The following is a 26,044-nucleotide window of genomic DNA, read 5'->3' as shown; positions in this document are numbered from 1 at the left end:
TTGCCGCCAGCCTAATCGGCCGCCGACGCCGCCACAACGGGTCAGCCGGCGGCGAGGGCGAAGTCGAGCGCGCCGCACACCGCCGCCACCTGCGCCGCATTGCACTGCTCGGGCGTGGCGCGCGGGCTGTCGGGATAGACCTCGGTGGTGGTGCGGTAGCGGGCCGTGGTGACGCCGGCGCACAGGCCCAGGTCACGCACTTCGTAGTTGATCACACCGTGCGCCACCACCGGCGATCCGATGATCTCGCCCCGCGCGTCGGCCGGCGCGATGTGCGTGACTTTTTCGACCGCGGCGATGACCGCCTGCTGGAAGGCCGGCTGCGGATCCTCGGTGTCGCCCACGGTGTAGAAGCCGTCCGGAATTTCGCCGGGCTCGAAGGGCTGGCCGTCGCGGGCGGCCTTGGCCGGGCGAAACTCGGATTCATCGGTGTCGGTGGTCTCGTGCAGGTCCACGTGCACCAGGAAGCGGTCGCGCAAGGGCGCCACCAGCCGCTCCAGCGCCGCCGACTCCTCGGCGTCACCACCGGGGCGGAACTGGCGGTTGGGATCGACCGCGTGCGGGTTCCAGCGCTGGATGCGCTCGTAGGCCCAGGGGCTGACGCAGGGCACCACCAGCAGGTTGATGCGGCCGGCGTAGTCGCCCGCGCGCTGGTCCAGGAACTGCAGCGCGCCCTGCACGCCGCTGGTCTCGTAGCCGTGCACGCCGCCGGTGACCAGGGCGCTGGGCAGCGTGTCGTCCCAGTCCCTGCTGCTGAGCGCGAACAGCGGGAACCTGCCGTCCACGCCGGTATCGAGCACCGCGTACTCGTTCACGTCAAAGCGCGCCTTCAGTCGGTCGATCGCGGCCAGCACGTCGTCGTGATAACTGCGCTGGCGCACCTGCGCGGCGCGCCAGGCGGCGCGTTCGTCCGCGCCCCAGGGCGTGCCGGGGGTGCCGATGGGATAGAAGCTCAGGCTCATGGTCGCGGTCCCGGGTTCGAAGGCCGCGATTTTAGCATCCCGCCCGCGCCGCCCAGCGCGCGTCGAGATACGCCTTGAGCGCATCGCTTCATGCCCTTCCCCATTCGCAGCGTCAGTAGCAGTCCCAGGTGTAGATGACGCGGCTGAAGTCGGCCCGCGCAAGGTCCTCGGGGCGGATGAAGAAGCCGCCCACGCCGGCATCGCCCCACATCATCTCGTCGTCCGAATCCAGCTGCAGCAGCAGCTCCCAGTCCCCGCGCGAACGCGGATCGGTCTGGGTGAAGAAGGGATAGCCGCCGACCTTGCTGCCGCCGCCCCCGCGCTCCAGGCTCAGCTCGTAGATCAGTTCGTCGGCGGAGATGCCGTGCTGGTCCGCGTATTTCTCCGCCTGCGCATAGGCGTTGCCGCCCAGCAGGCCGTCGAAGCGCCAGTCACTGCTGCTCAGCGTCTCCTGGCCACTCCCGAAGCGCAGCCGCCGCGGCTTGCCGGGCTCGTGCGGCAGGTACTGCGTATCGCGCAGCGGCAGCGCCTGCGCCTTGCGCGACAGGTCCGGCCAGTAGACGACGCGGAAATTGCGCTGGGCCGACAGCGCCGCCTCGTCCAACTCGCCGTCGAAATTGGCGCCGTAGTGGTCGTTGTCGGTGATGAAGAACTGCACCAGGCCCTCGGCGGGATAGCCTGGCGTCGGCGGCAGTTCGGCGAAATTGATCTGGGCCAGCAGCACCAGGGGGGCGCCCGCGGCGTCGCGCGGCGCGGGTTCGCCGTCCGGCCACCAGGCCCGGCCGCCCACCTTGCTGACCGTCAGGGCATCGTCCGGCAGCGCTTCAAGGCTGAGCGGCCGCACGGGCCGGGCCGTTGCGGCCAAGCGTTCCTCGTAGGGCGCCATGAACGCGCGCAGATGCTGCGCGGACATCGCCTTGCCCGGCTTCGCCGGCTTGGCCGCGGGGGCCTCGGCCGCCGTGGCCGGTTTGCCGCGCAGCAGCCACGCGCCGCCTGCGACGGCGATGGCCAGAACGATGCCCAGCCCCACCATCCATGCCATGGTCGCGCTCCGGTTCACTTGCGCGGTTCGTCGGCCTTGCCGTCGGGCTTGCTGACGAACTTCTCCAGCAGCTTCTTGCCTTCCGGCGACTGCGCCAGGCCTTCGAGCATGCTGGCCACCGCGGTGCCGCCATCGGCCGAGAACAGGTCCATCACGTTGGACAGGCCCTTGCCTGGCGTGCCGGCGTTGGAGATCACCTTCACGTCGGCCGTCTTCAGCGCCTCGGCCTGGGCCATGCCCACCGCCTGCGCCGCCTCGATGTTGCGGATGCCCAGCAGGTAGGTCTGGTAGCCCTGGTCGCTGCCGATCTTCTCGGCCAGCTTGATCTGCGCGTCCACCGGCGCCATCAGGATGGCGGTCTCGGCCGAGCCCTTGGCGTGGCCTTCCAGCGCGATGCCCTCGGCGTTGCGCTTGGCGGCCTCGAGCTGGCCTTCGGCCGTCAGCACCGTCTGCTGCTTGTGGCCCTCGGCCTCGACGATGGCCACCTGCTTGGTGCCTTCGGCCGAAACGATGGCCACCTGCTTGGCGGCATCGGCCTGCACGATCGCCACTTCCTTGGCCTGGGCCGCGGTGATCACCGCCACCTCGCGGCTGATCTCGGCGCCGCGCACGTTCTTCACCTGCACCACGTCCATTTCCTTGGCCGCGGTTTCGCGCTGCTGCACTTTCACCTGCTGCGAGGCCTGCTCGTTGGCCACGCCCACGTTCTTGTCCTTCTCGGCGGTGCGCAGGCCCACCTGCTCGGCCGCCAGCTGGCGCGACATCTCGATCTCGCGCTTGGCGGCGATTTCGGCCATCTCGGCCTGGCGGGTGTTGTCGGCCACCACCAGGCGCGATTCGCGCTCGATGCCGGAGGTGCGCTTGGCCATGATGTTCTGGATGACGTCGCTGTCCTTGCTGTCGCGGATGTCCATCAGCTCGATGTTCTTGATCGCCTCCACGCCCCAGCCGCCCAGCTGCGGCTGTACTTCCTTGGTGAAGGCTTCGCCGAAGCGGCTGCGGTCGAGCATGATCTGGTCGATCTCGTGCCCGGCCAGCACGGTGCGCACCGCGCCTTGCACGATGGCGGTGAGCTGCTGCTTGAGCTCGTCGAACGAGGCCACGCGCTGGGCCGCCGTGTTGGAGTCGTTGATGCGGAAGAAGGCCATCACGTGCACCAGGAAGGGCACGCGCTCCTTGTCGTAGGCCGCGTAGTCGGGCAGGTCGATGGCGAAGTTGGACACCGGCAGGGTGACGCGGGTCAGGCCGATCAGCGGGAAGCGCGAGGGCCACTCGTAGTAGGTGTTGCTGTCGAAGCCCTTGCCGTACGAGACCGTGTTCTTGCGGGTCTGCACGATGTGCACTTCGTTCACCGGCACCACCCGGCGCAGGGCGATGATCCAGAAGAACAGCAGCGCGCCGATGACGGCGGCCACCGCCGCGACGATGAGCAGGACGAGCGACGTACCGAGCATGGGCATTCCGGGCGCAGGGGTGAGGTGCCGGGAGTATACGGCGCGGGCCGCGCCCGAAATCGCCCCCGCCCCGGTCGCCCGGTCCGGCCCAGCCCGGTGGCCGCCAGCGGCCCGCCAGCCCGTACCAGTACACAAGTTCTCCCCCGGTGGCCTCTGGCCGCGCCGGATTCCGATCAGCCTCAGGTCACCCACCAAGGACCCACCCGATGCGCCGACTGCCCGCCCTGCTCTGCCTGCTGCTTGCCTCCACCGCCGCCCTGGCCGACGCCACCCTGCCCACCCGCGACATCGACGGGGCCAAGGACCCGGCCTGGCTCAAGCGCTACGAGGGCAGCTTCATCATCAGCTACGAGCACCGCGCCTTCGACGAGGTCAGCTTCCCGGCCTCCAAGCTGCTCAAGAACGAAAACGACGAGCGCGACGGCATGAACAACCTCGTCTTCCGGGCCAAGGACAACCGCCGGGTCGAGGGCAAGTACACCCGCCTGGTCTACCTGGCCCCCGAAGACCGCTCGCCGCTGGAAGTCCTTCGCAACTACCAGGACCTGGTGCAGGAAGCCGGCGGCAAGACCCTGTACGAGTGCGCCGACACCGAATGCGGCGGCGACCTGCACGGCAATGACCACGGCGGCGGCTGGCAGGGCCTGATGGAGCAGATCTACCCGCAGAACCGCCTGAAGGACGAAGCCTTCAGCAACGGTGCCTGCGCCACCGGCGGCAGCCCCGGCGAGCAGCGCTACGCCCTTGTGACGATGCCCGACGAGGCCGGCAACGACCGCACTCTGGGCATCTACACCTTCGGCATCCAGACCGACACCTACTGCAAGGCCCTCAACGGCCGCACCGGCATCCTGGTGGTGGCGGTGGAGGCCAAGGCGCGCGAGCGCAACATGGTCACCGTGACCTCCGATGCCATGGCCAAGGCCCTGGCCGACGACGGCCGCATCGCGCTGTACGGCATCCAGTTCGACACCAACAAGTCGGCCCTGCGTGCGGAATCGCGCGACACCATCGCCCAGATCGCCAAGCTGCTGGCCGCCCAGCCCGACTTGAAGCTGGACGTGGTCGGCCACACCGACAACGTGGGCGACGCCGCCAGCAACCTCAAGCTGTCCCAGCGCCGCGCCGATGCGGTGGTGACCTCGCTGGTGGAAGACCACGGCATCGACGAAGCCCGTCTCACGGGCCGCGGCGAAGGCCTGGGCAAGCCCATCGCCGACAACGCCACCGAGGAAGGCCGGGCCAAGAACCGCCGCGTCGAACTGGTGAAGCGCTGATCCCGTGCCCGCCCTGCGGAAGCCCCCGGATACGCTGCTAGTATCCGGGTGTCTTCCGGCCCCGGGCCACGGAACCCCAACGCGTGTGGCGTGAATCGATGTTGCGCAGTGTCCTGGTCGCCTGTGCCCTGCTGGGCGGGGCGGCCGCCCCGCCGGTGCAGGCGCTGGATCCCGACCGCGCCATCGGCCAGTTCACCCACGCCTGGTACGAAAACCAGCTGCCGCAAGGTACCGTGCTGTCCATCGCCCAGCGCGCCGACGGCTCGATCTGGCTGGCCACCTACGGCGGCCTGGTGCACCACAGCGGCGCCGAGTTCGACACCATTGACCCGCGCGTTGCGCCGGAACTCAAGAGTTCCGCGATCACGGCGGTGGGCGCCGATCCTGACGGCACGCTCTGGGTCGGCACGCTCAACGGCGGCCTTTACCGGCGCAACGGCCGCGGCCTGGAGCCGGTGCCGCTGCCCGAGGGCATCGAAAGCGTGTTCGGCATCGTCACCGATCGCGACGGGGCGCTGTGGCTGACCACCAATGCGGGCGTGGTGCGCATCGAGCAGGGCCAGGCGCGGCTGCTTGACACGCGCGACGGCTTTCCGCCGCGCGGTTTCTACCGCGCCATCGTGGCCGACCCGACCGGAGGCGTGTGGATCGCCGCCGATGGGCTGGGCGTTGTGCGCTGGCAAGCCGGCCAGGTGCAGGTCTACGACGAAGCGCAGGGCTTGCCGACCCAGGCGGTTTACAGCCTGGCCATCGATGCCCGCGGCGCGGCCTGGGTCGGCACGCAGTCCGGCCCGGCCTATTTCTCGGAAGGAAGATTCCGGCGTGACCCGCGGCTGGCCTCGCTGGACGACCGCCGTATCTACTCCCTCTACGGCGACCGCGACGGCAACCTGTGGTTCGCGCCGCTGGACATGGGGCTGTGCCGGCTGACTGCGACGCGCCTGGACTGCAACAACAGCCTGGACGGCCTGCGCGGCGAAACCGTGCGCTCGATGTTCGAGGACGCCGAGGGCAACCTGTGGATCGGAACCACCTCCAGTGGCCTGCACCGGCTGAGCGAATCCAAGCTGATCACGGTCACCGGCGACCTGGCGTCCAACGCCGTGCGCGCGGTGCACCAGGACGATGCCGGCGTGCTGTGGGTAGGCACCGACGGCGGCGGCCTGGCCCGCTACGACGAGCCGGCGCTGGTGCCGGCGACGGCCTACAACGCGCGCCTGCCCAGCCAACTCGTACGGGCCATTGCCACCGATGCCGAGGGCCGGATGTGGGTGGCGGGCACGGAAGGCGTCACCCGTTTTGCCACCGACGGCACCGCTCGCAACTTCGGGCTGGATGACGGCCTGCCGGGCACCATCGCCTTCGCTTTCGCCCAGGCCCGCGCCGGCGGCATGTGGGCAGGCACCCTGCAGGGCGTGGCGCGCATCGAAGGCGACCAGGTCACGCCGCTGGCGCCGACCCGCGGCGACGACACCCGCGCGCTGTACGAGGATCCGTCGGGCCGGCTGTGGATCGGCCTGCGCAGCGGCCTGCGCTGCCATCGCGACGGCGTGCTGGACCGCTGCGGCACCGACGGCCTGCCCGGCACCAGCGTGTTCGCCTTTCATCCCGCGCCCAACGGCGATATGTGGCTGGGCACCAGCCTGGGCTTGATGCGCGTGCGCGATGGCGTGGTCACGCCGTTCCTGCAGCGCGCCGGTTTCTTCGGCGATGCGGTGTTCGCGATCCTGGACGACGGCCGCGGCAACTTCTGGGTCAGCTCCAACCGCGGCATCGGCCGCCTGGCGCAGGCCGACCTGGCCCTGCTCGACCGCAGCGAGAACGCCGTGATGCAGCCGCAGTGGTTCGGCGTCAGCGACGGCATGCTCAACGCACAGGCGAACGGCGCCTCGCAGACGCCGGCCTGGCGCAGCCGCGACGGCCGGATGTGGTTCGGTACCGCGAAGGGCGTGGTGATCGTGGATCCGACCCGCATGCGCATCAATACCCGCGCACCGCCGGTCAAGATCGAACGCCTGGTGGTGGACGGCAACGACACGCCGGTACAGCCGGGCGCGGCCCTGGGGCCGGGCGTGGACCGCATCGAGCTGCAGTTCGCGGCGATGAGCTACGTGGCGCCGGCCGCGGTGCGCTACCGCTACCAGTTGGCCGGCTACGACCGCGAGTGGCGCGACGCCGGCGGCGGCCGCTGGGCGGTCTACACCAACCTGCCGCCCGGGGATTACGAATTCCGCGTGGCGGGAAGCAACAACGACGGGGTCTGGAACCAGGCCGGTGCCACGCTGGCCTTCAGCCTGGTGCCGCGCTGGCACCAGACGCCGCTGTTCCGTGGCCTGATGGCGCTGGCCGTGCTTGGCATCGTGGCGGCCCTGGTGTGGCTGCGGCTGCGCGGCGCGCGCAGCCGCGAACGTGAGCTCAAGCAGCAGGTGGCGCAGCGCACCGACGCGCTGCGCGAAGCGAACGAACGCTTGGAGAAGATCGCGGCGCTGGATGCCCTGACCGGCATCGCCAACCGCCGCGAGTTCAACCAGCGCCTGCTGCAGGCCTGGGACGACCACACCGCGCGTGGCGCGCCGATGGCGGTACTGATTGCCGACGTGGACGACTTCAAGGCCTACAACGACAGCTACGGCCACCTGGCCGGCGACAGTGCGCTGGCGGCGGTGGCGGGCGCGATCGCCGGCGCGGTGCGCGGCAGCGCCGACCTGGCCGCGCGTTACGGCGGTGAAGAATTCGCGGTGCTGCTGCCGGACTGCAACGGCGTCGAGGCCGAAGCCGTCGCGCAGCGCATGCTGCAGGCGGTCCGCGCGCTGCAGATCCCGCATCGCGCCTCGGGCGTGGCCGGGCACATCACCCTCAGCCTGGGCGTGGCCAGCGCAGTGCCTTCGAACTCGATGTCGCCCGAAAGCGTGCTGCGCAAGGCCGACGAGGCGCTGTACCGCGCCAAGGCAGCCGGGCGCGACCAGGTGGTCGTGGAATGATCCAGGCGTGGCGCCGCGACGGTCGCGGCGCCCGCCCAACCCTCAGGCCTTGCCGACGGCCTTGATCACGGCCTGGGTGAAGGCCGGGATGTCATCGGGCTTTCGGCTGGTGATGACGTGGCCGTCCACGACCACTTCCGCGTCCTTCCACTTGGCGCCGGCGTTCTCGAGGTCGGTGCGGATCGAGGCCCACGACGTCATCTCGCGTCCCTTGGCGGCACCGGCTTCGGCCAGCAGCCACGGGCCGTGGCAGATCGCCGCCAGCGGCTTGCCGGCCTGGTCGAATTCCTTGATGAAGGCCACGGCGGCCTGCTCCATACGCAGCTTGTCGGGGTTGATCACGCCGCCCGGCAGCACCAGCGCGGCATAGTCCTTGGCCGAGGCCTTGGAGAGCTCGACGTCCACGTCCACCGAGTCGCCCCAGTCCTTGCCCTTCCAGCCGCGGATCTGGCCGGACTTGAGCGAAATGACGTCCACGTCGTAGCCGGCTTTCTTCAGCGTCTCGCGCGGGTCCATCAGCTCGGACTGTTCATAGCCGTCGGTGGCGAGGATGGCGATGCGTTTTGCATTGGTCATGGCGAACTCCAATCGGGGGGAACGGCGAGTATCGCCACCGCTGACCAGACCGAGGGTGAACGGCTGTCGCGCAGCAACAAAGGTTTTGCGCGGCTGTCACGCTGGGCTAACCTTTGCGGCGCAAGTCTTCATTTCCCACCCAAGCAGGAGTGCCTCATGAGCTACGTGGATGGTTTCGTCATCGCGGTGCCCACCGCCAACAAGCAGAAGTTCATCGAACACGCGCGCCACTTCGACCCGATGTTCCTCGAGGTCGGCGCGATCCGGATCCTGGAGTGCTGGGGCGACGACGTGCCGCCCGGCAAGCAGACCGACTTCCAGCGCGCCGTGCAGGCCAAGGACGACGAGACGGTGTGCTTCTCGTGGATCGAATGGCCGGACAAGGCCACGCGCGATGCGGGCATGAAGAAGATCATGGAAGACCCGCGCATGGACATGGACGCCTTCCCCATGCCCTTCGACGGCATGCGCATGATCTACGGCGGTTTCGAGCCGATCGTGGTGGTGGAGAAGTAAGCCCTGTCAGGCCTGGCCGACGCCCTGGCGTGCGCGCCAGGGCTCGGCCGGCGGGACCGTCCAGGCAAGTTCCTGACGGACTCAATCGGTCCGGGGATCCGCTACCTGTCCGGGTCCCGCCTGGCGTGAAGTTCCAGGGAACTGGCGAAAGCAAGATACGCCGCCAGGACCTCGTCCGGCGCCTCGACCTGCGGGTAGTGCCCCACGCCGGGCAATTCGAACACCGGGGCGCCCGGCATCAGCTGCCGCCAGCGCGCCACGATGCTTCGGCCCGAGATGGGATCGTCCAGCCCGTTGATCAGCGCCACCGGCACGCCGGCCTGCTGCAGCGCGCCGACCCAGCGGGCCCGGTGGCGGCGGCGCTCGGCGATGTAGCGCAGTAGCCGCGGCATCACCGCCCGCCCGCCATCGCGCTGCAGCTGCTGCCAGGCTTCCGTCAGCTCGCCCTCGGGCCAGGGCCGTGCGCAGATCTTCTGAAGGCTGGCGATGAAGGTGCGCTCGCGGATGAAGCGCACCAGCAGCGGGCCCAGCGGCCCGGCGAGCAGCTTCTGGATGCGCAGCGGCCGCGTGGCCTCGGGAAACAGCCCGCCGTTGAGGAAGGCCACCGAGGTGATGCGGAAACCCAGTAGGCCCTCGCGCTGCCGGGCCAGCAGTTCCTGCGCCACGGTGTTGCCGTAGTCGTGGGCCAGCAGCGCCACCTCGCGTACACCCGTCGCCTCGGCCAGCGCCACCCACTGGTCGGCCGAGGCGGCAATCGAGTAGTCGAACCTGCGCGGCTTGGCCGAGGCGCCGAAACCCAGCATGTCCAGCGCAAACACTTCATGCCGCGTCGCCAGCTCCGGCCAGACCGCGCGCCAGTCGCGCTTGGAGGTCGGGAAGCCGTGCACCAGCCACAGTGCACTGCCCTGCCCGCCCCGCCGCGCCTGCAGCCGGTGGCCCTGGTAGCTGAGCGTGAACTTGGCGGCCTGCTCGAATCCGGTCAGGCGGTTCCCCGTTGCCAAACCCTGCATCCATGCGTCGGCCGCCAGGTGCGCCATGGGGCGGACGGGCTTGGGAGTGATCATCTGTTGATTCAGGCCATCGTTGGATCGGCGCGCATTATGCCCAATGCAGGCCGCGCCGATCACGGCCCCGCTACTCGGGCGACTCCGGGAAGTGCGGAATGTCCGGCGCCAGGCAGACCCATGGCTGGGCACGCGAGGTCCAGATATCCACCGCCGGCTTGAACGCGGACGCATCGTCCAGCGTCGGATAACGGATGGACATGAAATCCGGCACCACTTCGCCGCGCGTGAACAAAGGCGTGCCGCACTCGCCGCAGAAACTACGGGTGGTGCGGCCGCCGCTGTGGCCCGGCACGGTGTAGGTCCGCGGACTGCCGGTGACCTCGGTGTCTGCCGCTGCCACGACAATGCCCGACGCGAAGGGCGCGCCGCTGGACCGCTGGCAGTCCAGGCAGTGGCAGCTGAGCATCGCCACGGGCGCCGCACGGCAGGCGTAGCGGATGGCGCCGCAGGCGCAGCCGCCGGTGATGGACAGGGTCATCGCACCCTCACCCACGCACCGCCGCCTCGATGACCGCCACGTCGATCTTGCGCATCGGCATCATCGCCTCGAAGGCACGTTTGGCCACCTCGCCGCCCGCGGCCATGGCCTCGGTCAGCACGCGCGGCGTGATCTGCCAGCTGATGCCCCACTTGTCGCGGCACCAGCCGCAGGCGCTCTCTTCGCCGCCGTTGCCGACGATGGCGTCCCAGTAGCGGTCGGTCTCGGCCTGGTCTTCGGTGGCGATCTGGAAGGAAAAAGCTTCGGTGTGCTTGAAGCGCGGCCCGCCATTGAGACCGATGCAGGGAATGCCGGCCACCACGAAATCGACCACCAGCGCGTCGCCGGCCTTGCCGTCGGGAAAGTCCGACGGCGCCCGGTGCACGCCTTCGACGCGGCTGTCGGGGAAGACGCTGGCATAGAAGCGCGCGGCCGCTTCGGCGTCGCGGTCGTACCACAGGCAGATTCGGTGCTTGCTCATGGCGGGTTTCTCCTTCGCAGTGCGCGAAAGATTACCAGCCCGAAAAGGCGCTTGTCCTTTCCGAACCCGCTCCATTCACCTTTTCACCCGACCCCGCCTGCGCCCATCCAGCCACGCCATCACCGCACTGGCACTGGCGCCATGCAGCACGATGGACAGCACCACGACCAGGCAAACGACCGCCCACAGCTCGCGGATGCTGTCGAAGTCGGCGTGGTTCATCGCAAAGGCCAGGTAATACAGCGAGCCGATGCCGCGCACGCCGAACACCGCGATCGCCAGCCGGTCGCGCTTCTTCAGCCCGCTGCCCAGCAGGCCTATCCAGCCCGACAAGGGCCGCACCAGCAGCACGAACACCAGGGCGAATGCGATGCCGCGGCCAGTCAGCTCCGACAGGATGCCGCCGGCCAGCGCGCCGCCCAGCAACAGCAGCATCAGCGCCATCATCAGCTTCTCGCACTGCTGGGCGAAGGTGTCGAGCACGGCGTGGTAGTCGTGGTCGCGCTCCTGCTGCCGGATCACCAGGGCCGCCACGAACACCGCCAGGAAGCCGTAGGCCTGGCACAGCTCGGTGACGCCGTAGACGATCAGCGTGATCGCCAGCGCGGTCAGGCCGTCGCTGCTGCGGCTCAGCGTCGGGCGGCTTTCGGTGCGGAAGATCAGGTGCATCAGGCCGTAACCCACGCCGGCACCGATCACCGCGCCACCTACCACGCGCCACAGCAGGTCCAGCGCCAGCCAGCGGCCCCAGTCCATCGGCTCGCCCGCCGCGGCCAGGGCCAGCGCCACGGCCAGCCACACGAAGGGAAAGGCCAGGCCGTCGTTGAGTCCGGCTTCCGAGGTCAGGCCGAAGCGCACCGGATCCTCCCCGCCTTCGCCGGGCGGGTTCACCTGCACATCGCCGGCCAGCACCGGGTCGGTCGGCGCCAGCACCGCGCCGAGCAGCATCGCGGTGGCCAGGCCATAACCCAGCCATACCTGCCCCAGCCAGACGGCCGCCGCGATGCTCAGCGGCATCGTGATGCCCAGCAGGCGCCAGGTCAGCGACCAGCGGCGCCAGCCGAAGCGGGTGTCGATGCGCAGGCCCACGCCGACCAGCGCAACCAGCACCGTCAGCTCGGTCAGGCGCTCGGCCACTGCGGGAAACGCAAAAGGGTCGGCCGCCGGCAGCGGCAGGGGCAGCAGATAGACCAGCGCGCCCACGCCCACGAACAGGATCGGCAGGCTGACCGGGCTGCGCTTGACCAGGTGCGGCACCCACGCCGCGCCCAGCAGCGCCAAGCCAACGAGGAGGATTGTCAGCTTGTAGGCGTCCATGCCGGGATCTTACCGTCCCGCGCCCTACCCCCCGCCGCCGGCTGTATGTCCGCATGGCACCTGCCTGTGCGTAACGGCAACACCCATCCCACGGCACCAGGAGAACCACCATGTCACGCTTCCCTGCCTCCCTCCGCCCCGCGCTGCTGACCGGCGCGCTGCTGCTTGCGATCGCCGGCCCCACGTCGGCCAATGACGCCCCGGCGGCCCGCACGCTGATCGTGATGGACGGCTCGGGCTCGATGTGGGGCCAGATCGATGGCCGGCCCAAGCTGGAGATCGCGCGGGAAACCGTGGCCCAGGTGCTGGGCAAGCTGCCCCCCGACCAGACCCTGGGCCTGATCGCCTACGGCCACCGCCGCAAGGGCGACTGCAAGGACATCGAGCTGATGGTGCCGCCCGCACCGGGCACGTCGGGCCAGGTGCTCAAGGCCGTGAATGAAATGCGCTTCCTCGGCATGACGCCGCTGTCGGACGCCGTGCGCCAGGCCGCCGAGGCCCTGCGCCACAGCGAACAGGCCGCCACCGTGGTGCTGGTGACCGACGGCCTGGAAACCTGCGCGGCCGATCCCTGTGCGGTGGCGACCGAGCTCGAAAAGAGCGGCGTGAACTTCACCGCGCATGTGATCGGGTTCGGCCTGACCGAGGACGAAGGATCGAAGGTGGCCTGCCTGGCCGAAAACACCGGCGGCCGCTACCTGCAGGCCACGGACGGCGACAGCCTGGCCGCAGCGCTGAACCAGGTGGTGACCCAGCCCGTGCCGCCCACCCCGCCCAAGGCACCGGCCGAGGCCACGCTGGACGCCCCCGACAGCGCGCCGATGGGGTCGCGCGTGCAGGTGCGCTGGACCGGCCCGAAGGACGAGCTCGACGTCATCGCCGTGGTGGTGATGATCGACGGCCAACCCACCGTGCACGACTTCGGCTACGCCAAGGACGGCAACCCGCTGACCCTGATCATGCCCGGAGAGACCGGCGACTACGTGCTGCAGTACCGGCACCGCGATGAAACCGTCATCGCCACCCGCCCGATCAAGGCCACGGCAGCCCAGGCCACGCTGAGCGCCCCCGACTCCGCCGCGGCCGGCAGCACGGTGGTGATCACCTGGACGGGCCCTGACGTGGAGCTGGACAACATCCAGATCGCCGAAGCCGGCAGCGACACGTATGTGTCCTACACCTACCTGGGCGACACGCGCGAGGTGGAACTGACGATGCCGGACGCACCGGGTGACTACGAGCTGCGCTACCAGTTCCGCGACCGCGAAACCATCGCCACCCGACCGATCCGGGTCGTGGCGGGCAAGCCCTGAGGCCGGGAGACGCGCTGAGCGGGCGGCGATGACCTGCCCGCCACCGCACCGCCGCGCCTGGCCGGACCGGCAGCCAGGCGGCGTTACGTGACCAACGGCACCTGTCCGATCACCGGACGCGCCGCCGATATATATTGCTCAGGCAGGCCGGTGCCGTACCGGCCACGTAACGCGGAGAGAAGTCATGGGTCTCGTACAGGCGGTGGTGGGTTCGGTCGGTGGCATGCTGGCCGACCAGTGGAAGGACTTCTACACGGTTCCGGCCGGGCTGCCGGCCACGGCCGCGCTGTTCGCCGCCGTGCCGCAGGGCACCAATGCCGGGCGCGGGTCCAACACCAAGGGCTCGACCAACATCATCAGCAACGGCTCGAAGATCGTCGTGCCCGAGGGTTACGGCCTGCTGCTGATGCAGGACGGCAAGATCACCGGCTTCGCCGCCGAGGCGGGCGGCTACGAGTGGCGCTCGGACGACATCAACTCCCAGTCCATCTTCGCCGGCGACGGCATCGTGTCGCCGCTGATCAAGCAGAGCTGGGAGCGCTTCAAGTTCGGCGGCCAGCCGGGCGGCCAGCAGCTGGCCTTCTTCGTCTCGCTCAAGGAGCTGCCGGACAACCGCTTCGGCACCCAGTCGGAAATCTACTGGGACGACGGCTTCCTCAACACCCAGGTCGGCGCGGTCACGCGCGGCTCGTACACGCTCAGGATCGTGGACCCCATCCTGTTCGTGAAGAACTTCGTGCCGGCCAAGTACCTGCAGCCGGGCCAGGTGTTCGACTTCACCGACATCGACAACGCCGCGGCCAGCCAGCTGTTCAATGAAGTGGTGGGTTCGCTGGCGCCGGCCTTCAGCCTGTATTCCAACGACCCGGCCAAGGGCAACCGCATCACCAAGCTGCAGCAGGATTCGCTGGGCTTCGCCAAGAGCCTGTCCGACGCCGTCGAGCAGGGCTACCAGTGGCGCAGCGACCGCGGCCTGGCCATCGTCAAGACCGCCATCATCTCGATCGAGTACGACGCCAACACCAGGGAACTGCTCAAGACCGTGCAGCGCGCCGATGCGCTGGCCGGGTCGCGCGGCAACTCCAACCTGCAGGCCAGCGTGGCCGCGGGCATGCAGGCGGCCGGCGAGAACAATGGTGCGGCCGGCCTGGTCGGCATCGGCATGGCGGGCGGCATGCTCGGCGGCATCGGTGGCCTGCAGCAGCCGGCCACCCCCGCGGCGCCGGCGGCCGACGACCCGATCGCCAAGCTGAAGAAGGCCAAGGAAATGCTGGACATGGGCCTGATCACGCAAGCCGACTACGACGCGGCCAAGGCCAAGGCCCTGGGCCTGTAACCCGGCGCCGGACCCCACCATGTCGAAGACGCCACCGCCCCTGCCCCCGCCGCTGCCGCCCGGCATCGGCCCGGGCTCGCCGCAGGACGTGCCGCCCTTGCCCGGCACGTTCCCGGTCGACCCGGCCACCTTGCCCAAGCCGATCCGCGATGAAGTGCTGGCGCCCGACCCGGTCGCCATCGACACCGAGTCCGACGAGCTCAAGGACGGCCAGAACCACTGCCCCAAGTGCGGCGCCACCGACATCAAGCAGCGGCCCGGCACCGACATGCTGATCTGCCTGTTCTGCCGCAACGAGTGGCATGGCGAGGGCGTGGAGGAAGCCTTCGGGCTGGGCGAAGGCCTGGATGACCTCAAGGGCACCATCATCGCCTCGGGCGCCCGCGACATCGCGGCTGATTCCAAGGCACTGATGACCTTCAAGTGCACCGGCTGCGGCGCCGAAGTGACGGTGAACACGCAAAGCAGCATGACGGCGCGCTGCCACTGGTGCCGGCACCAGTTCGGCGTGAACGAACAGGTGGACAACGGCGCCGTGCCCGACGCCGTGCTGCCGTTCAAGATCAAGAAGGAGCACGCGGTCGAGCGCATCCGCCAGTTCGTGGACAAGCGCAAGCTGTTCGCGCTCAAGGCGTTCAAGGAACAGTTCAGTCCCGAGAACGTGGTCGGCGTGTACATGCCCTACATGATCGTGGACGGCAAGTGCAGCGCCGACATCATTGGCCAGGGCGAGATCGAAACACGGCGCTACACCCGCGGCTCGGGCAAGAGCAAGAAGACCTACTACGACGCCGACGTGTACGACGTGGACCGGCACGTGGACTTCACCGTGGACGACCTGCCGCTGGAGTCCTCGCGCGAGCGCGGCAAGCTGGATGTCAAGGTCAACACCAACAACATCATCAACACCATCCTGCCGTTCGACGTGAAGAACGCGGTGAAGTGGAACGCCAGCTACCTGGCGGGCTACAGCTCGGAAAAGCGCGACAGCGACGTCGAGGCCCTGCGCCCGCGGCTGGAAGACCAGCTGCTGTCCATTGCCCGCTGCGAGGTGGAAAAGTCGGTGCGCAGCTTCGACCGCGGCGTGCGCTGGGAGTCCGAGCGCCTGGACGTGCACGGCACCCGCTGGGTGGCCATGTACCTGCCGGTGTGGCTGTATTCCTACCAGGAACCGGGCAGCAAGATGCTGCACTACATCGCGGTGAACGGCCGCACCGGTGAAACCATGGGCAGCGTGCCCGTGCAGCATTGGAAGCTGCTGCTGGCCGCGCTGACCGCCGGCACCGTCATCGAGGGCCTGGTGCTGATGATCCTGGCGGCGCAGTAATGAGCGACGACGGCGGCGTACTCTGGCTGCTCACCCTCGGCCCGGCCGGCGGCACGGCGCTGTACTGGGCCATTTACCGGTACTACCGAAATACCGACAAATCGCATGACTTCGAGCGCGAGACCAAGGTGGACGCCATCTTCCCCACCGGCTCGCACAAGAAGGCGCACGAACTCAAGGCCCTCACCAATTCGCGCATTCGCGGCGAGAACGGCAAGGCCTTCCGCCAGCGCGTGCGACGTATCCGATAGTGACCCGCCCGGTCGCGCACCGCGCCGACCGGCGGCCAGACACCTGACCCAGGGAGCAGCGAGATGAGTGATGACGGCGGACTATGGCTGCTGGCCCTCGGCCCCGCAGGCGGCACGGCGCTGTACTGGGCCATCTACCGGTACTACCGCAACACCGACAAGTCGCATGCCTTCGAGCGTGAGACCAAAGTCGATGCCAAGCCGGTGACCGGATCCGAGCGCAAGGTGGACACGGTGACGGGCACGCAGGCGACGCGGATTCCCGGGGATAACGTCAAGGCGTACCGGCAGCGCGTGAAACGCATCCGGTTTGATGGACCGGATGGCTGACCAGCCGCCCTCGCCGCAGCGTCCCCTCAGTTCTGGCGCGGCGGATCCACGCGCGTATCGGCCCGACGCCAGATTTCGCCACTGTCGGTAATTGCCCAGGCATTGCCGGCCGCATCCACCGCCACGCGCTTGCCCGCGCCTTTCACGTCCACCCAGCTGCCGGCGCCATCCCATTGGTAGATGGCGTTGCCGTCGCCCTGGCCGGCCTCGCAGGTGACCGCGTAGACATGCTGGTTGTTCGCCGCCACGTCGGTGAAGCAGCCCGGCTTCTTGGACCACTGGCCACTTCCGTTGCGCCACTCGAAGATGCCGCCGCCGGCATTGACCAGCCACACCGAGTCGCCGACCGAAATGCGCTGTCCCGAACCTTCCCAGATCGTCCATTCGCAGATGTCGTTGCCGCCGCCGATCAAAACAGACGGACAGGTGCGCGCGCGGTAGATCGTATTGCCGCCCTCATCGGCCGGCTGTGACGACACGATCCAGATGCCCGACTTGCCGACGGCCACATCGGTGATGGGCTGGCGATCAGGCGTACCGCGCAGCGTCCACTCACCGTCGTTGATGCTGGAGTACAGCAACCCGTCACTGCCGATCGTATAGCTGTGGCCCGCGAAGGTGGCCAACGCGCTGCCCAGGCCCGGCACCGGCATCGGCACGAAGTGCGCGCCCGTCCAACGATAGATCGGCGACGAGGCTCGACTGTTGGGCGCCACATCACAGCCGGTGACGTACACCACGCCATTGGCCCCGGCGACGATGTCGCGGGCGCAGCCGGGCACGCGCTCCCAGCGCGCCTGGTCATCGATCCGGGGCCGGTTGGCGGTGACGAGCGCCTCGTTGCGCGGAAGCGATGAATTCACGCGGGGCCCGACCAGGTCGTTGGCCTGGGCCAGGGTCGACATGCCGAGCGCCAGGCCGGCGGCGGGGAGGATCATTGCAATCAGCTTCATGGGGTGTCCTTGAGAAATGGGAGGGGCTTCATTGCGGAGCAGTCAGGGCATCGCCAGCTCGACACGGCGGTTGAGCGCACGGCCTTCCAGCGTGGAGTTGTCGGCTTTGGGCCGGGTTTCGCCATGGCCCTGGCTGGAAAGTCGCGGCGCCAGTGCGGCATCGAGCTTCACCAGCGCGGCGCGCACCGCATCGGCGCGAGCCTGGGAGAGTTTCAGGTTGGCGGCGTCGGCGCCCACGCTGTCGGTGTGGCCTTCGATCACCAGTGGCACCCCGGGAACACTCAAGATAAGCGCGACGATGTCGGGCAATTGGCTGGCCGATTCCGGGCGCAGTACCGCCGATCCGAAGTCGAAGTAGAGCCCGGGCAGCACCAGTCGCTTCTCCGCGCGCAGTTGTGCGGCCATGGACTGGCTGGCCTCGGGCACCGGGAAATCCAGCCGCACCACGCGAAGCGCGGATTCCCCGATGCGCCACTGCAGCGCCAGCGGGTTGGTCGGATCGTCCAGCACCGTCAGCTCGGCCTGCATCACCTTGCCGTCGCGGGCGGTGAACTGCCCCGTCGCCACCAGTGCGGCCAGCGACTGCCGCCGGCCGTTCACCAGCACGGAGAAACGCGCGCTGCCGCGGCATACCAATTCGCCCTTGAATGACACGCTGTTGTTGCGCGTGAGGCTGGCCAGCAGATCGCTGCCGGGCAAGGCGCCACCGGCGGCGCCAGACAACGACGGCAGCACCCACGACGACTCGCCCACCAGCGCGAAGCGCGCCTTGCCCGCGGCATGCAGTTCAGCCAACACGGCGCTCGACACTCCGAGCGCCGTGGTGCCGGGGTAGTCCTCCTGCACGTCCTCTTCGAAGGCCGTGCGGTAGGTGCGTGCGGCCGCGAGATCCGCGTCGTGCACGTAACGTTCGCTGGCCATCGTGCGGGTCGCACCCTTTCCGTCCGGAACGCTGGCCAGGTAGAGCAGCACCCAGCCCTCGCCTTCGCGGCCTGCCAGCCGCTTGCGCGACTCGTAGTCACCTTCGCGGCTCCCCAAGGCGGTGGTTACAGTCAATCCAGTCTCGTGCGGAATGCGCACCGGCGGGGCCGCGTTCGCGGAGCCGGCCAGCGCCGCGCAAGCGAGTAGGACCGCCCGCATCACGGGAAACATTTGTTGCCCTTCTTCGGATGGATCGCGCACAGCGCGCCACCTCCGCCGGACAGCGCACCGGCCGACACCACGTTGTTGCCGGCCGGATCCACGACGGTGAAATTGCCGCCCGAACCGCTGCCACCCTGCCCCAGGCGCATCACGGCCGCAGGCTGACCCGCGCGATTGCTGAGCAGCACATGCCGCATAACGCCGCTCAGCTCGACCGCGGGCTTGCCGTCGCCGCCCATCACCTGCATTTCGCCGCCGCCATCGACGCCGGTGAACAGGAATAGCCCTGTCGGTTTGCCCGGTGCGCTCAGCCCCAGCTGACCGCGCCCGCCTTCGGCGGCGTTGCTGCCCGCCGACAGGACGGGCTTGCCTTCCTTGTCGGACAAACGAAGCACCGCACCACTGGAACCGACGGTGACCGCGAGCTCGCCCAGCGATTTCGCCGGCGGCTTGCCGGGGCCGCCGCCGCCATCGCGCACGAAGATGCCGTGCCTTCCGGCGGTGCCGTTGCCGACGATGGTGGAGTTTTCCTTGGTGTACACCTCGAGTCGCGGACCGCGCCCCTGCCGCACACCGAGCCGCGCCTGCGTATCGCTGGACCCGGACTGCGCCACCAGCATGGCGTGCTCCGCGCTTCGCTCCAGCTGCAGGGCCGTGCCGCTGCCCAGCGTGCCCATTGTCAGCAGGTGATTGGCCCCCGACGCCGAGATGGTGACGATCGGCTGGTCCTGCGCATCCACGACCACGAACGGCGCACGCACTCGATTGTTGGGCTTGGACTCCAACTGATGCAGCCGTGCGTTCAGCGACTCGAGCGTCGGCCCGCTCGCTTTGGCGGATACGTTGCCAACGCCGGTAAAGAGGCACGCGGTCACCACGGACGAGGTGATGCCGACGACCACGGCCAGCTGCCAGTCCGGGCGGCTCATCGCGCACCCCCGAGCCGCTGGTAGGCCAACCGGCTGGCGACTTCCAGTTGCGGACACAGGGATGCAGCACGTTCGCCCTTGGTCATGCCGGTGACATTGAGCGATAGCAGTACCGTGCCCGTGCGCACGATCATCTGCTGGGTGCCGATCAGGTCGGCGTTGCTCGCCGAACACCAGGCGGCATCACCCAGGTCCTCGATGTCCTGCCCGGATTTGCGCGTGGGCTTGTCGATGGCTTCGTTCACCATCATGCCCAGGTTACCGGACAGGCCGGACAGGTTGTCGAACAGCGATGCGGTTTCTTCGGGTGTGTCGGTGCGGAAGACCTGCACCATCAGCATGGTGATGGCACCGGGATTCTCGCCCCCGGCCCACATGCACACGTCCTGGTCGTCGGCCATCTGCCCTACTTCGGCGCCGATGACGGCCTGAGCATCCTCGGCCGTGACCAGCAGACAGGGGCGCGGCAACTCCGCGGGCAGCTTGTCAGCGGAGGCCGCGACAGGCGCGGCATCGACGGAAGGCCAATCGGCCTCGGGGGCATCGCTGGCCTGGGTACAGCCGGTCAATGCAAGCGACGAAAGCAGGGAAACTGCGGCGATTCGTGAAGCAGGTGTCATGGCATTCCTCCTCAGAGCGCCGGCGCGGACACGGCGCGGTAGCGGTGGCGAACCACCGCACCATCGCCGCGCTGGCCGTGCACCAGGCCGTCGGCACCGATGTAGACCTTGGCTTCGCCGGCCGGCGAATTCGGCAGCGTCAGCGTGTATGCGTACACGGTCATGGTCACGCCCTCGATCTTCTCCGCGGGGAGCTTTCTGCAGCCGCTCATGCGGTACTCGCCTGAGCGGATGGCTGCGACCAACTTCTTTTCGGCCGCCATGAGATTGTTGGCGGCGGCGTCCGGCATCACCTGCCACTTGCCGGTGTCGAAACGGCTGTAGGCCTTGCCGCCGACGAAGATCAACTCCATGCGGCCGCCGTCGACCTCGGAGATGGTGTGGCGTGCGGGCTGGCTGGCAGTTTTCTCCGCCGCACGCAAATAGGGTTCGCACGCGGCTTCGACGGCGGCGGCCGGGCCAGCGGCCAACAGCAGGACGAACGGAAGGCACAGGATGGATCTGTTCATGGGGAAGTTCCTCGGTCGGAAGAAGAGAGGTCGGCGGACGCACGGCGACCGGTGGTGCCCTGGCGCCGCAGACTGACGTGCACGGCGATCAGCAGCGCGAGATTGACTGCTGCCAAGAGGGCCTTGAACGACAGCGCCGCCAGCAGCAGCGGGCTGACCGCGAACGCGTCGGGGCCGGCGAGATAGCGCAGCGCGGACACCAGCTGCGCGCCCTGCAGCAGCAAAAGACCGGCAAGCAGGACCCACGCCGCACGAAGCAGCCAGTGCGGCGCGCTCACGGCGATTTCCTTGTTGAGTGGTTTCGAAGCATTCGCAGGGCCGGTTGGCGGGATGACAACTGCCGAACGGTGGCGCGGCGGCTGAACCGGACATGGCGCAGCGAAATTTTTTAACGAGGGAGTTTCGAGGACGGCATCGGCCCCGAAGGCTACGCTTCGGGCTGACGTGCTGACGAGCTGACGACCTGAAGGGCTAGCGGGTCCCCGTCGCCTGCGCTGTCGGATCCAACGTCGCCATCTGCCGGCGGATCACCGAGACACTGGAGGGATGGTCATAGCGCGCACTGGCCTCCGCCGCGGTGTTCTCCAACAACTGCGCTTCCGCCAGCTGCCCGGCCGCTGCCAGCGCATCAGCGCGGATGCGCTGCAGGTAGGGCTGCATGCGCACATCACGGAAACCCACGACCTCGCCCCAGACCGCCAGAGCTTCCTGGCTGTGCTGCAGTGCTGCGGGCACGTCGTCGCGCGCCAACGCGGCCCGCGCGAGACCGCCGTGCGCCAGCGCCACGTGAGCCAGGGGACGCCCCGAAGCATTGGCCACGATGTTCTCGAACTGCGATCCCGCCTCGCCCGGCCGCTGGTCATGAAGCAGCCATCGACCCCAGCTTTCGCGGATGGCCATCACCGGCTGGTCGCCATCAGCCTGGTGCGCCACGTAATCCTCCAGCGACAGCTGCAGCAGCCGGCCAGCGTCCGCATGGCGTCCGGCGCGGGCGTACGCCTCGCCCAGGTAACGGCGCACCAGCCGCAGCTGGAAACCAAATTCGCTGTTCCGCGCATAGCCGCGCTCCACCAGCTCCAGCACCGGGATCGCCAGCCGTGGCCGCCCCTCGCTGGACAAGCGCTCGCCATAGTGGGTCCGCGCGGTGATGGCTTCTATCACCGTGTCGTCGTCGCCATCGGGAAGCAGCGGCAGCAGCCGTTCGAACTCACGGTGCGCCGCCTCACGTTGTCCCGCCAGATGCAGGGTGCGCGCCGCGTTCGCCCGCGGCACCCAGGCCGAAGGCACATCGGGCCCCGTGGTGCGGTCCGCCAGGGCGGCCGACTTGCGGAACTCTGCCGCCGCCGCCGAAAATTGCCCCATCTGCTGATACACCAGCCCCAGATTGCCATGCAGGGTCTGCAGCTCGGCATCGTTGCGGTCGGGCAGCGACTGCGCCAGCGCCTCCGCCTTCCGGTAGGTTTCGATGGCACGCGGGTAGTCTAGTTGCACCACGTTGTGGAAGCCGGCCAGTTGGATCATCGCCGTCACGTGCCCGCGCGACTGCGGATGGTGCTGCGCGTAAAGCGCGACCGCGTCCGCATAGGCCTGCCCCGCTTCCTGCAGCCGCGCCTCGTCGCGCTGCAGCATCAGGCCACGCGCCAGCAGCCAGATCGCACGCAACTCGGGGTCGGGTTCGTCGACGCGGTCCAACAAGCGTCCGGCGTCGTCCACGGCCGCGACGCAGCGGTCCCGATCCGCCCCGCTGCAGGCCCGGAAGGCCGACTCGACCGCGCCATCCAGCACATTGGCGTGCAGCGGACCATAGCGAAGTCGAACCTGCTCGAGCTGTAGTGCCTGGTACTTCTCGTAGCCCGCCTCGTCGCCAAGCTGGCGATAGAGGTCGGCGACGATACGCAGGAGTTCGATCTGCACGTCCGGGTCGTCGGCGAAGCGGACCTGGATACGCGACGCGCTGGCGTCCAGCATCGCAATCGCGGAGATACCCCCGCGCGGCCCATCGGTAGCGATGCGCGGATCCAGCGTCGCAAACACCTCGATCAGGAATTCCTTGATGGCCGTGGCGCGCCGGGCCTCTTCCGCCGCACGCTGTGCCTGCCACAGCACGCCCGCTACGCCGGCCATGAGCACCGCCAGCACCAGCGCCGCCATCACCACACCCTGCCGATGCCGGCGCGTGAATTTCGCGGCGCGCTGCCAGCCGCCGATGCGCCGCGCGCGTATCGGCTGGTGGCCGAGGTAGCGACCGAGATCATCCGAGAACGCATCCGCGGAGGCGTACCGTTTGCCCGGGTCAGACTCCAGAGCCTTGGCCAAGATCGAATCCAGGTCAACCTTGATCTCGGCGCGCCGTTTGCCAGTCACCTTGCCCGAGGCTAGCGGCGCCTCGCGGCGGTCGTCGAGCATCCAGCCCAGACGTGACTTCGCTTCGAACGGGCGCGAACCGGTCAGCAGCTCGTGCAGCATCACGCCCATCGCGTAGACGTCGGTGGCGGCGCTGACGGTGCCGCCGGCGAGCTGTTCCGGCGCGGCATAGTCGGGCGTTGCCGCACGGTGACCGAGCTGCGTGAGCCCGGCCTCCTGCGCCGGATCGTCAAGCAATTTGGCGATGCCGAAATCCAGTAGCTTCACCGCGCCGTCCGACGTGACCAGCACGTTTGCGGGCTTGAGATCGCGATGCACCACCATCTGCGTGTGCGCGGCCTGGATGGCGGTGGCCACGTCGCGCATCAGCGCCACGCAGCCGCGCGCGTCGAGGGCCTGCGCCCGGCAGTGTTCGGTGATCGGCGCACCTTCCACGTATTCCAGCGCGAGCCAGGGCTGGTCGGCGTCGGTGATGCCGGCGTCGTAGAAGCGCGCGATCTGCGGATGCTCCAGGCGCGCCAGGATGTCGCGCTCGCGATGGAAGCGGTCCTTCAGCAAGCCGCCCAGCAGGTGCGGATGCGGCAACTTCAGCGCGACCTGCCGCGCGTAACGGCCATCCATGCGCTCGGCCAGCCACACCTCGCCCATGCCGCCGCGGCCCACCGGCCGCAGCAGGCGCCACGGCCCCACGTCCATACCAGGCCCGAAATACGAAGCCGCCGCCGCATCCCCGGTGGCCGGATGTTCAAGCCAGTGGCCGCTCGACAGCGATTCTGACTTGGCCAGCACCGAGCGCAGCACCGGTTCGAGATGGGCATCCGATGGGGACAGCCGACGGAACCAGGCCTCACGCTCCTCGGGCGCGACCTCCAGGCACTGGTCCAGCAACACGCTGAAGCGGGGCCAGTCGGCGCTCGAACACGGCAGGGGCTTCATGCAGATCCACGCGGCGGCAATAACCGCCGAACGGGCCGGCGGGCCGGAACCGGACAGCGCCCGGTGATCAATCAATCCACCATCGCAGCCAGCAGCAGGCGGGCTTTTTCCCAGTCCCGGCGCACCGTCCGCTCGGTCAGGCCCAGGGCCTCACCGATTTCGGTTTCGGTCATGCCGCCGAAAAAGCGCATCTCCACCACCTGCGCCAGCCGCGGCTCCAGCTCCGCCAGCGACTCCAGCGCTTCGTGCACCTGCAGCGCCTCGTCGTCGCTGCTCAGGCCATCGCCAAGCGCGGTGTTGAGCGTGAGCACACGCTCGCCGCCTCCGCGGCGCAAGGCCGCCCGCTCGCGCACCTGGTCCACGATGATGCTGCGCATCACCTGCGCGGCGTAGGCGAAGAAACGCCGCCGCGTGTCCACCTTCAGCGTCTTCTGGCTCGACAGCCGCAGCCAGATCTCGTTCACCAACACGGAGCTGTCGAGCAGGGTCATCGGGGCGGCCCGAGACAGCCGCGCATGCGCCAGCTTCCTCAGCTCGTCGTAGGCGGCATTGAACAGCGCGTTGCTGTCCGCGCCGCCCGAGGCGTGGCCCTGTTCGATGATCTGTGTGATGTCGCCCATGACCGGACAGGATCCCCAAGCGCAGGCGCCAGCATACCCTGCGTTTTCGCCCGGCGGAACACGCGTGCCCGCGGCGCGGCCGGCGGCCGGCGCGCCGCGGGCACTCCCCTCAGAAGCGGTAGTTCAGGGTGAGGCTGAGGTTGTCGGCCTGCACCTTGCGGCTGATTTCTTCGATGGCCGTATCCGTGGGCACCAGCAGGTACAGCCCGCTGCGCGTCGTGGTGGTGGGCGCGTAGTCGAAGCTTTCCTCCCGCGTGCGGGTGTAGCGCAGCCCGGCGCTCCAGCGATCGGCGAAGCGCCAGTCCACACCCGCGCCCCACACCAGGCCATTGGCCGTGCCCGAGTCACCGCCGGCCTTGCTGAAGCTGGACGAAAACGCCGGCACGTTGAATGTGTAGTCCGAGGCCACGTCCCAGGAACGGCGCGAATAGCCGGCCGTGATGTACCACAGCGCCTTGCCGGTGACGTAACCGAGCCGCGGCCGCAGCGACCACGCGTCGTCGCTGCGCAGGCGGCTGGTGGCCCGCAGATCGGCGAACTGGGTGGCCGAGCCGATGTTGATGTTCGAGATGACCGTGGTGGTGGTTTCGTCGATGCCGGGGCGCTGGTAGTCCAGCTCCACACCGAGCAGCCAGCCGTTGGCGAACTGATGGTCGTAGCCGACCTGCAGGCCGACGCTGTTGCCGGAAACGTCGCCATCCACCGACAGGGCCTGTGCGAGGGACGGCGCCGCCATGTCGCCGGTCCAGAGGCCGCTCAGGGCGGCATCGGTACGATCATCGCCGCCGGAGTGGCCGGCGTTGAGGCCGAAGTAGAAGCCGGTCCAGTGGGTTTCGGCCGCGATGGCTTGGCCACACAGCGACAGCGCCAGCAGCGCGAGGGGGAGGGTTTTGCGCACGTGTTGCTCCTTCGGTAAAGGGCGGAATGCCCGTTGCCGCGACGAACGGAGCTTTGGTGGGGGAAACGGACATTCAGGTCGTGGGCTGCGGAGACGTACCGGGCCAGGCTACGGCTCTGACCTGTAGGTGACCCGGACACCGGAATAGTCCGCCTGCGACAGAAACACGCGAGGCTTCGGATGGTGCGCGATCACCCCCTGATCGGACCGGGGCCATTCGAGGCCAACCTTGGGGCCGCCGCCGGGTCCTGAGGGTGCGTCCCCGCGATCGCCATCAGCGACAAGTACGTTCCCCCGTCGTTCTCCAGCGACTGCGACGACCGCAACAACGAAACCAGAGTGACGCACCGCTCAAAACTTCGGA

25 protein-coding genes are annotated in these 26,044 nt (G+C 68.8%); 8 read left to right on the top strand and 17 right to left on the bottom strand.

Going from position 1 to position 26,044, the window contains the following annotated elements; all coding sequences use genetic code 11:
- Positions 1 to 41 precede the first annotated feature (41 nt).
- From ACOQFR_RS11600 to ACOQFR_RS11590, 3 genes are all read right to left on the bottom strand, one after another.
- Entirely contained in the window at positions 42 to 962 is a 921-nt protein-coding gene (locus tag ACOQFR_RS11600) for a M14 family metallopeptidase (protein WP_421382034.1), read from the bottom strand.
- Between the two features lie 112 nt (positions 963 to 1,074).
- On the bottom strand, positions 1,075 to 2,004 hold the full coding sequence (locus ACOQFR_RS11595; protein ID WP_421382032.1) for a YwqG family protein: 930 nt from the start codon (positions 2,002 to 2,004) through the stop codon (positions 1,075 to 1,077).
- A 14-nt stretch (positions 2,005 to 2,018) separates the two neighbouring features.
- Entirely contained in the window at positions 2,019 to 3,458 is a 1,440-nt protein-coding gene (locus ACOQFR_RS11590; RefSeq protein ID WP_421382030.1) for an SPFH domain-containing protein, read from the bottom strand.
- 206 nt (positions 3,459 to 3,664) lie between these two features.
- Here ACOQFR_RS11590 and ACOQFR_RS11585 point away from each other — a divergent pair, with 206 nt between their 5' ends.
- The gene (locus ACOQFR_RS11585) at positions 3,665 to 4,735 is read left to right on the top strand and encodes an OmpA family protein (RefSeq protein ID WP_421382028.1); all 1,071 of its coding nucleotides are present in this window, start codon (positions 3,665 to 3,667) and stop codon (positions 4,733 to 4,735) included.
- Positions 4,736 to 4,833: 98 nt separating this feature from the next.
- Positions 4,834 to 7,716: a ligand-binding sensor domain-containing diguanylate cyclase gene (locus ACOQFR_RS11580; protein WP_421382026.1), complete on the top strand. Its 2,883-nt coding sequence runs from the start codon at positions 4,834 to 4,836 to the stop codon at positions 7,714 to 7,716.
- Positions 7,717 to 7,758: 42 nt separating this feature from the next.
- Here ACOQFR_RS11580 and ACOQFR_RS11575 read toward each other — a convergent pair whose 3' ends face one another.
- Entirely contained in the window at positions 7,759 to 8,292 is a 534-nt protein-coding gene (locus ACOQFR_RS11575) for a type 1 glutamine amidotransferase domain-containing protein (RefSeq protein WP_421382024.1), read from the bottom strand.
- Positions 8,293 to 8,448: 156 nt separating this feature from the next.
- Between ACOQFR_RS11575 and ACOQFR_RS11570 the strand changes: the two genes are divergently transcribed.
- On the top strand, positions 8,449 to 8,808 hold the full coding sequence (locus tag ACOQFR_RS11570) for a DUF1428 domain-containing protein (protein ID WP_421382022.1): 360 nt from the start codon (positions 8,449 to 8,451) through the stop codon (positions 8,806 to 8,808).
- A gap of 101 nt (positions 8,809 to 8,909) precedes the next feature.
- Here ACOQFR_RS11570 and ACOQFR_RS11565 read toward each other — a convergent pair whose 3' ends face one another.
- From ACOQFR_RS11565 to ACOQFR_RS11550, 4 genes are all read right to left on the bottom strand, one after another.
- Positions 8,910 to 9,872 (bottom strand): alpha/beta fold hydrolase, encoded by a 963-nt coding sequence (locus tag ACOQFR_RS11565; RefSeq protein ID WP_421382020.1) that lies wholly within the window; start codon positions 9,870 to 9,872, stop codon positions 8,910 to 8,912.
- Positions 9,873 to 9,942: 70 nt separating this feature from the next.
- Positions 9,943 to 10,353 (bottom strand): GFA family protein, encoded by a 411-nt coding sequence (locus tag ACOQFR_RS11560; protein WP_421382018.1) that lies wholly within the window; start codon positions 10,351 to 10,353, stop codon positions 9,943 to 9,945.
- A gap of 7 nt (positions 10,354 to 10,360) precedes the next feature.
- The gene (locus ACOQFR_RS11555) at positions 10,361 to 10,834 is read right to left on the bottom strand and encodes a VOC family protein (RefSeq protein ID WP_421382016.1); all 474 of its coding nucleotides are present in this window, start codon (positions 10,832 to 10,834) and stop codon (positions 10,361 to 10,363) included.
- A gap of 75 nt (positions 10,835 to 10,909) precedes the next feature.
- Positions 10,910 to 12,151 carry a cation:proton antiporter gene (locus tag ACOQFR_RS11550; RefSeq protein WP_421382014.1) on the bottom strand — a complete coding sequence of 414 codons (1,242 nt, stop codon included), beginning with the start codon at positions 12,149 to 12,151 and terminating at the stop codon, positions 10,910 to 10,912.
- Positions 12,152 to 12,261: 110 nt separating this feature from the next.
- Between ACOQFR_RS11550 and ACOQFR_RS11545 the strand changes: the two genes are divergently transcribed.
- The 5 genes from ACOQFR_RS11545 to ACOQFR_RS11525 all read left to right on the top strand — a co-directional run bounded on the left by ACOQFR_RS11545 (position 12,262) and on the right by ACOQFR_RS11525 (position 16,708).
- A complete protein-coding gene (locus ACOQFR_RS11545) occupies positions 12,262 to 13,464 on the top strand; it encodes a vWA domain-containing protein (protein WP_421382012.1) in 1,203 nt (400 codons plus the stop codon).
- A 184-nt stretch (positions 13,465 to 13,648) separates the two neighbouring features.
- Positions 13,649 to 14,800 carry an SHOCT domain-containing protein gene (locus ACOQFR_RS11540; protein ID WP_421382010.1) on the top strand — a complete coding sequence of 384 codons (1,152 nt, stop codon included), beginning with the start codon at positions 13,649 to 13,651 and terminating at the stop codon, positions 14,798 to 14,800.
- Positions 14,801 to 14,819: 19 nt separating this feature from the next.
- Entirely contained in the window at positions 14,820 to 16,127 is a 1,308-nt protein-coding gene (locus tag ACOQFR_RS11535; protein ID WP_421382008.1) for a TFIIB-type zinc ribbon-containing protein, read from the top strand.
- The gene (locus ACOQFR_RS11530; protein WP_421382006.1) at positions 16,127 to 16,378 is read left to right on the top strand and encodes a hypothetical protein; all 252 of its coding nucleotides are present in this window, start codon (positions 16,127 to 16,129) and stop codon (positions 16,376 to 16,378) included. The genes ACOQFR_RS11535 and ACOQFR_RS11530 overlap by 1 nt, the downstream gene beginning before the upstream one ends.
- Positions 16,379 to 16,441: 63 nt before the next feature.
- Positions 16,442 to 16,708, top strand: coding sequence for a hypothetical protein (locus ACOQFR_RS11525; RefSeq protein ID WP_421382004.1), 267 nt, complete (start codon positions 16,442 to 16,444; stop codon positions 16,706 to 16,708).
- Positions 16,709 to 16,734: 26 nt separating this feature from the next.
- Here the strand turns inward: ACOQFR_RS11525 and ACOQFR_RS11520 are convergent, their stop codons facing one another.
- From ACOQFR_RS11520 to ACOQFR_RS11480, 9 genes are all read right to left on the bottom strand, one after another.
- Positions 16,735 to 17,661, bottom strand: a complete 927-nt coding sequence (locus tag ACOQFR_RS11520; RefSeq protein ID WP_421382002.1) for a hypothetical protein — start codon at positions 17,659 to 17,661, stop codon at positions 16,735 to 16,737.
- A 42-nt stretch (positions 17,662 to 17,703) separates the two neighbouring features.
- Positions 17,704 to 18,717 carry an OmpA family protein gene (locus tag ACOQFR_RS11515; RefSeq protein WP_421382000.1) on the bottom strand — a complete coding sequence of 338 codons (1,014 nt, stop codon included), beginning with the start codon at positions 18,715 to 18,717 and terminating at the stop codon, positions 17,704 to 17,706.
- A gap of 83 nt (positions 18,718 to 18,800) precedes the next feature.
- A complete protein-coding gene (locus ACOQFR_RS11510) occupies positions 18,801 to 19,733 on the bottom strand; it encodes a hypothetical protein (RefSeq protein WP_421381998.1) in 933 nt (310 codons plus the stop codon).
- The gene (locus ACOQFR_RS11505) at positions 19,730 to 20,353 is read right to left on the bottom strand and encodes a hypothetical protein (RefSeq protein WP_421381996.1); all 624 of its coding nucleotides are present in this window, start codon (positions 20,351 to 20,353) and stop codon (positions 19,730 to 19,732) included. Before ACOQFR_RS11505 ends, ACOQFR_RS11510 begins: the two co-directional genes overlap by 4 nt.
- An 11-nt stretch (positions 20,354 to 20,364) precedes the next feature.
- On the bottom strand, positions 20,365 to 20,862 hold the full coding sequence (locus ACOQFR_RS11500; protein ID WP_421381994.1) for a hypothetical protein: 498 nt from the start codon (positions 20,860 to 20,862) through the stop codon (positions 20,365 to 20,367).
- Entirely contained in the window at positions 20,859 to 21,140 is a 282-nt protein-coding gene (locus ACOQFR_RS11495; RefSeq protein ID WP_421381992.1) for a hypothetical protein, read from the bottom strand. The genes ACOQFR_RS11500 and ACOQFR_RS11495 overlap by 4 nt, the downstream gene beginning before the upstream one ends.
- A gap of 193 nt (positions 21,141 to 21,333) precedes the next feature.
- Positions 21,334 to 24,162 carry a protein kinase domain-containing protein gene (locus ACOQFR_RS11490; RefSeq protein ID WP_421381990.1) on the bottom strand — a complete coding sequence of 943 codons (2,829 nt, stop codon included), beginning with the start codon at positions 24,160 to 24,162 and terminating at the stop codon, positions 21,334 to 21,336.
- Between the two features lie 71 nt (positions 24,163 to 24,233).
- On the bottom strand, positions 24,234 to 24,782 hold the full coding sequence (locus ACOQFR_RS11485; protein ID WP_421381988.1) for an ECF-type sigma factor: 549 nt from the start codon (positions 24,780 to 24,782) through the stop codon (positions 24,234 to 24,236).
- Between the two features lie 109 nt (positions 24,783 to 24,891).
- Positions 24,892 to 25,680 (bottom strand): outer membrane protein, encoded by a 789-nt coding sequence (locus ACOQFR_RS11480; RefSeq protein WP_421381986.1) that lies wholly within the window; start codon positions 25,678 to 25,680, stop codon positions 24,892 to 24,894.
- Positions 25,681 to 26,044: the final 364 nt, after the last annotated feature.

Origin of the sequence: Arenimonas sp. MALMAid1274, from assembly GCF_049195245.1 — a bacterium.
GTDB lineage: Bacteria > Pseudomonadota > Gammaproteobacteria > Xanthomonadales > Xanthomonadaceae > Arenimonas.
This window is presented reverse-complemented; position numbering and strand designations above follow the sequence as displayed.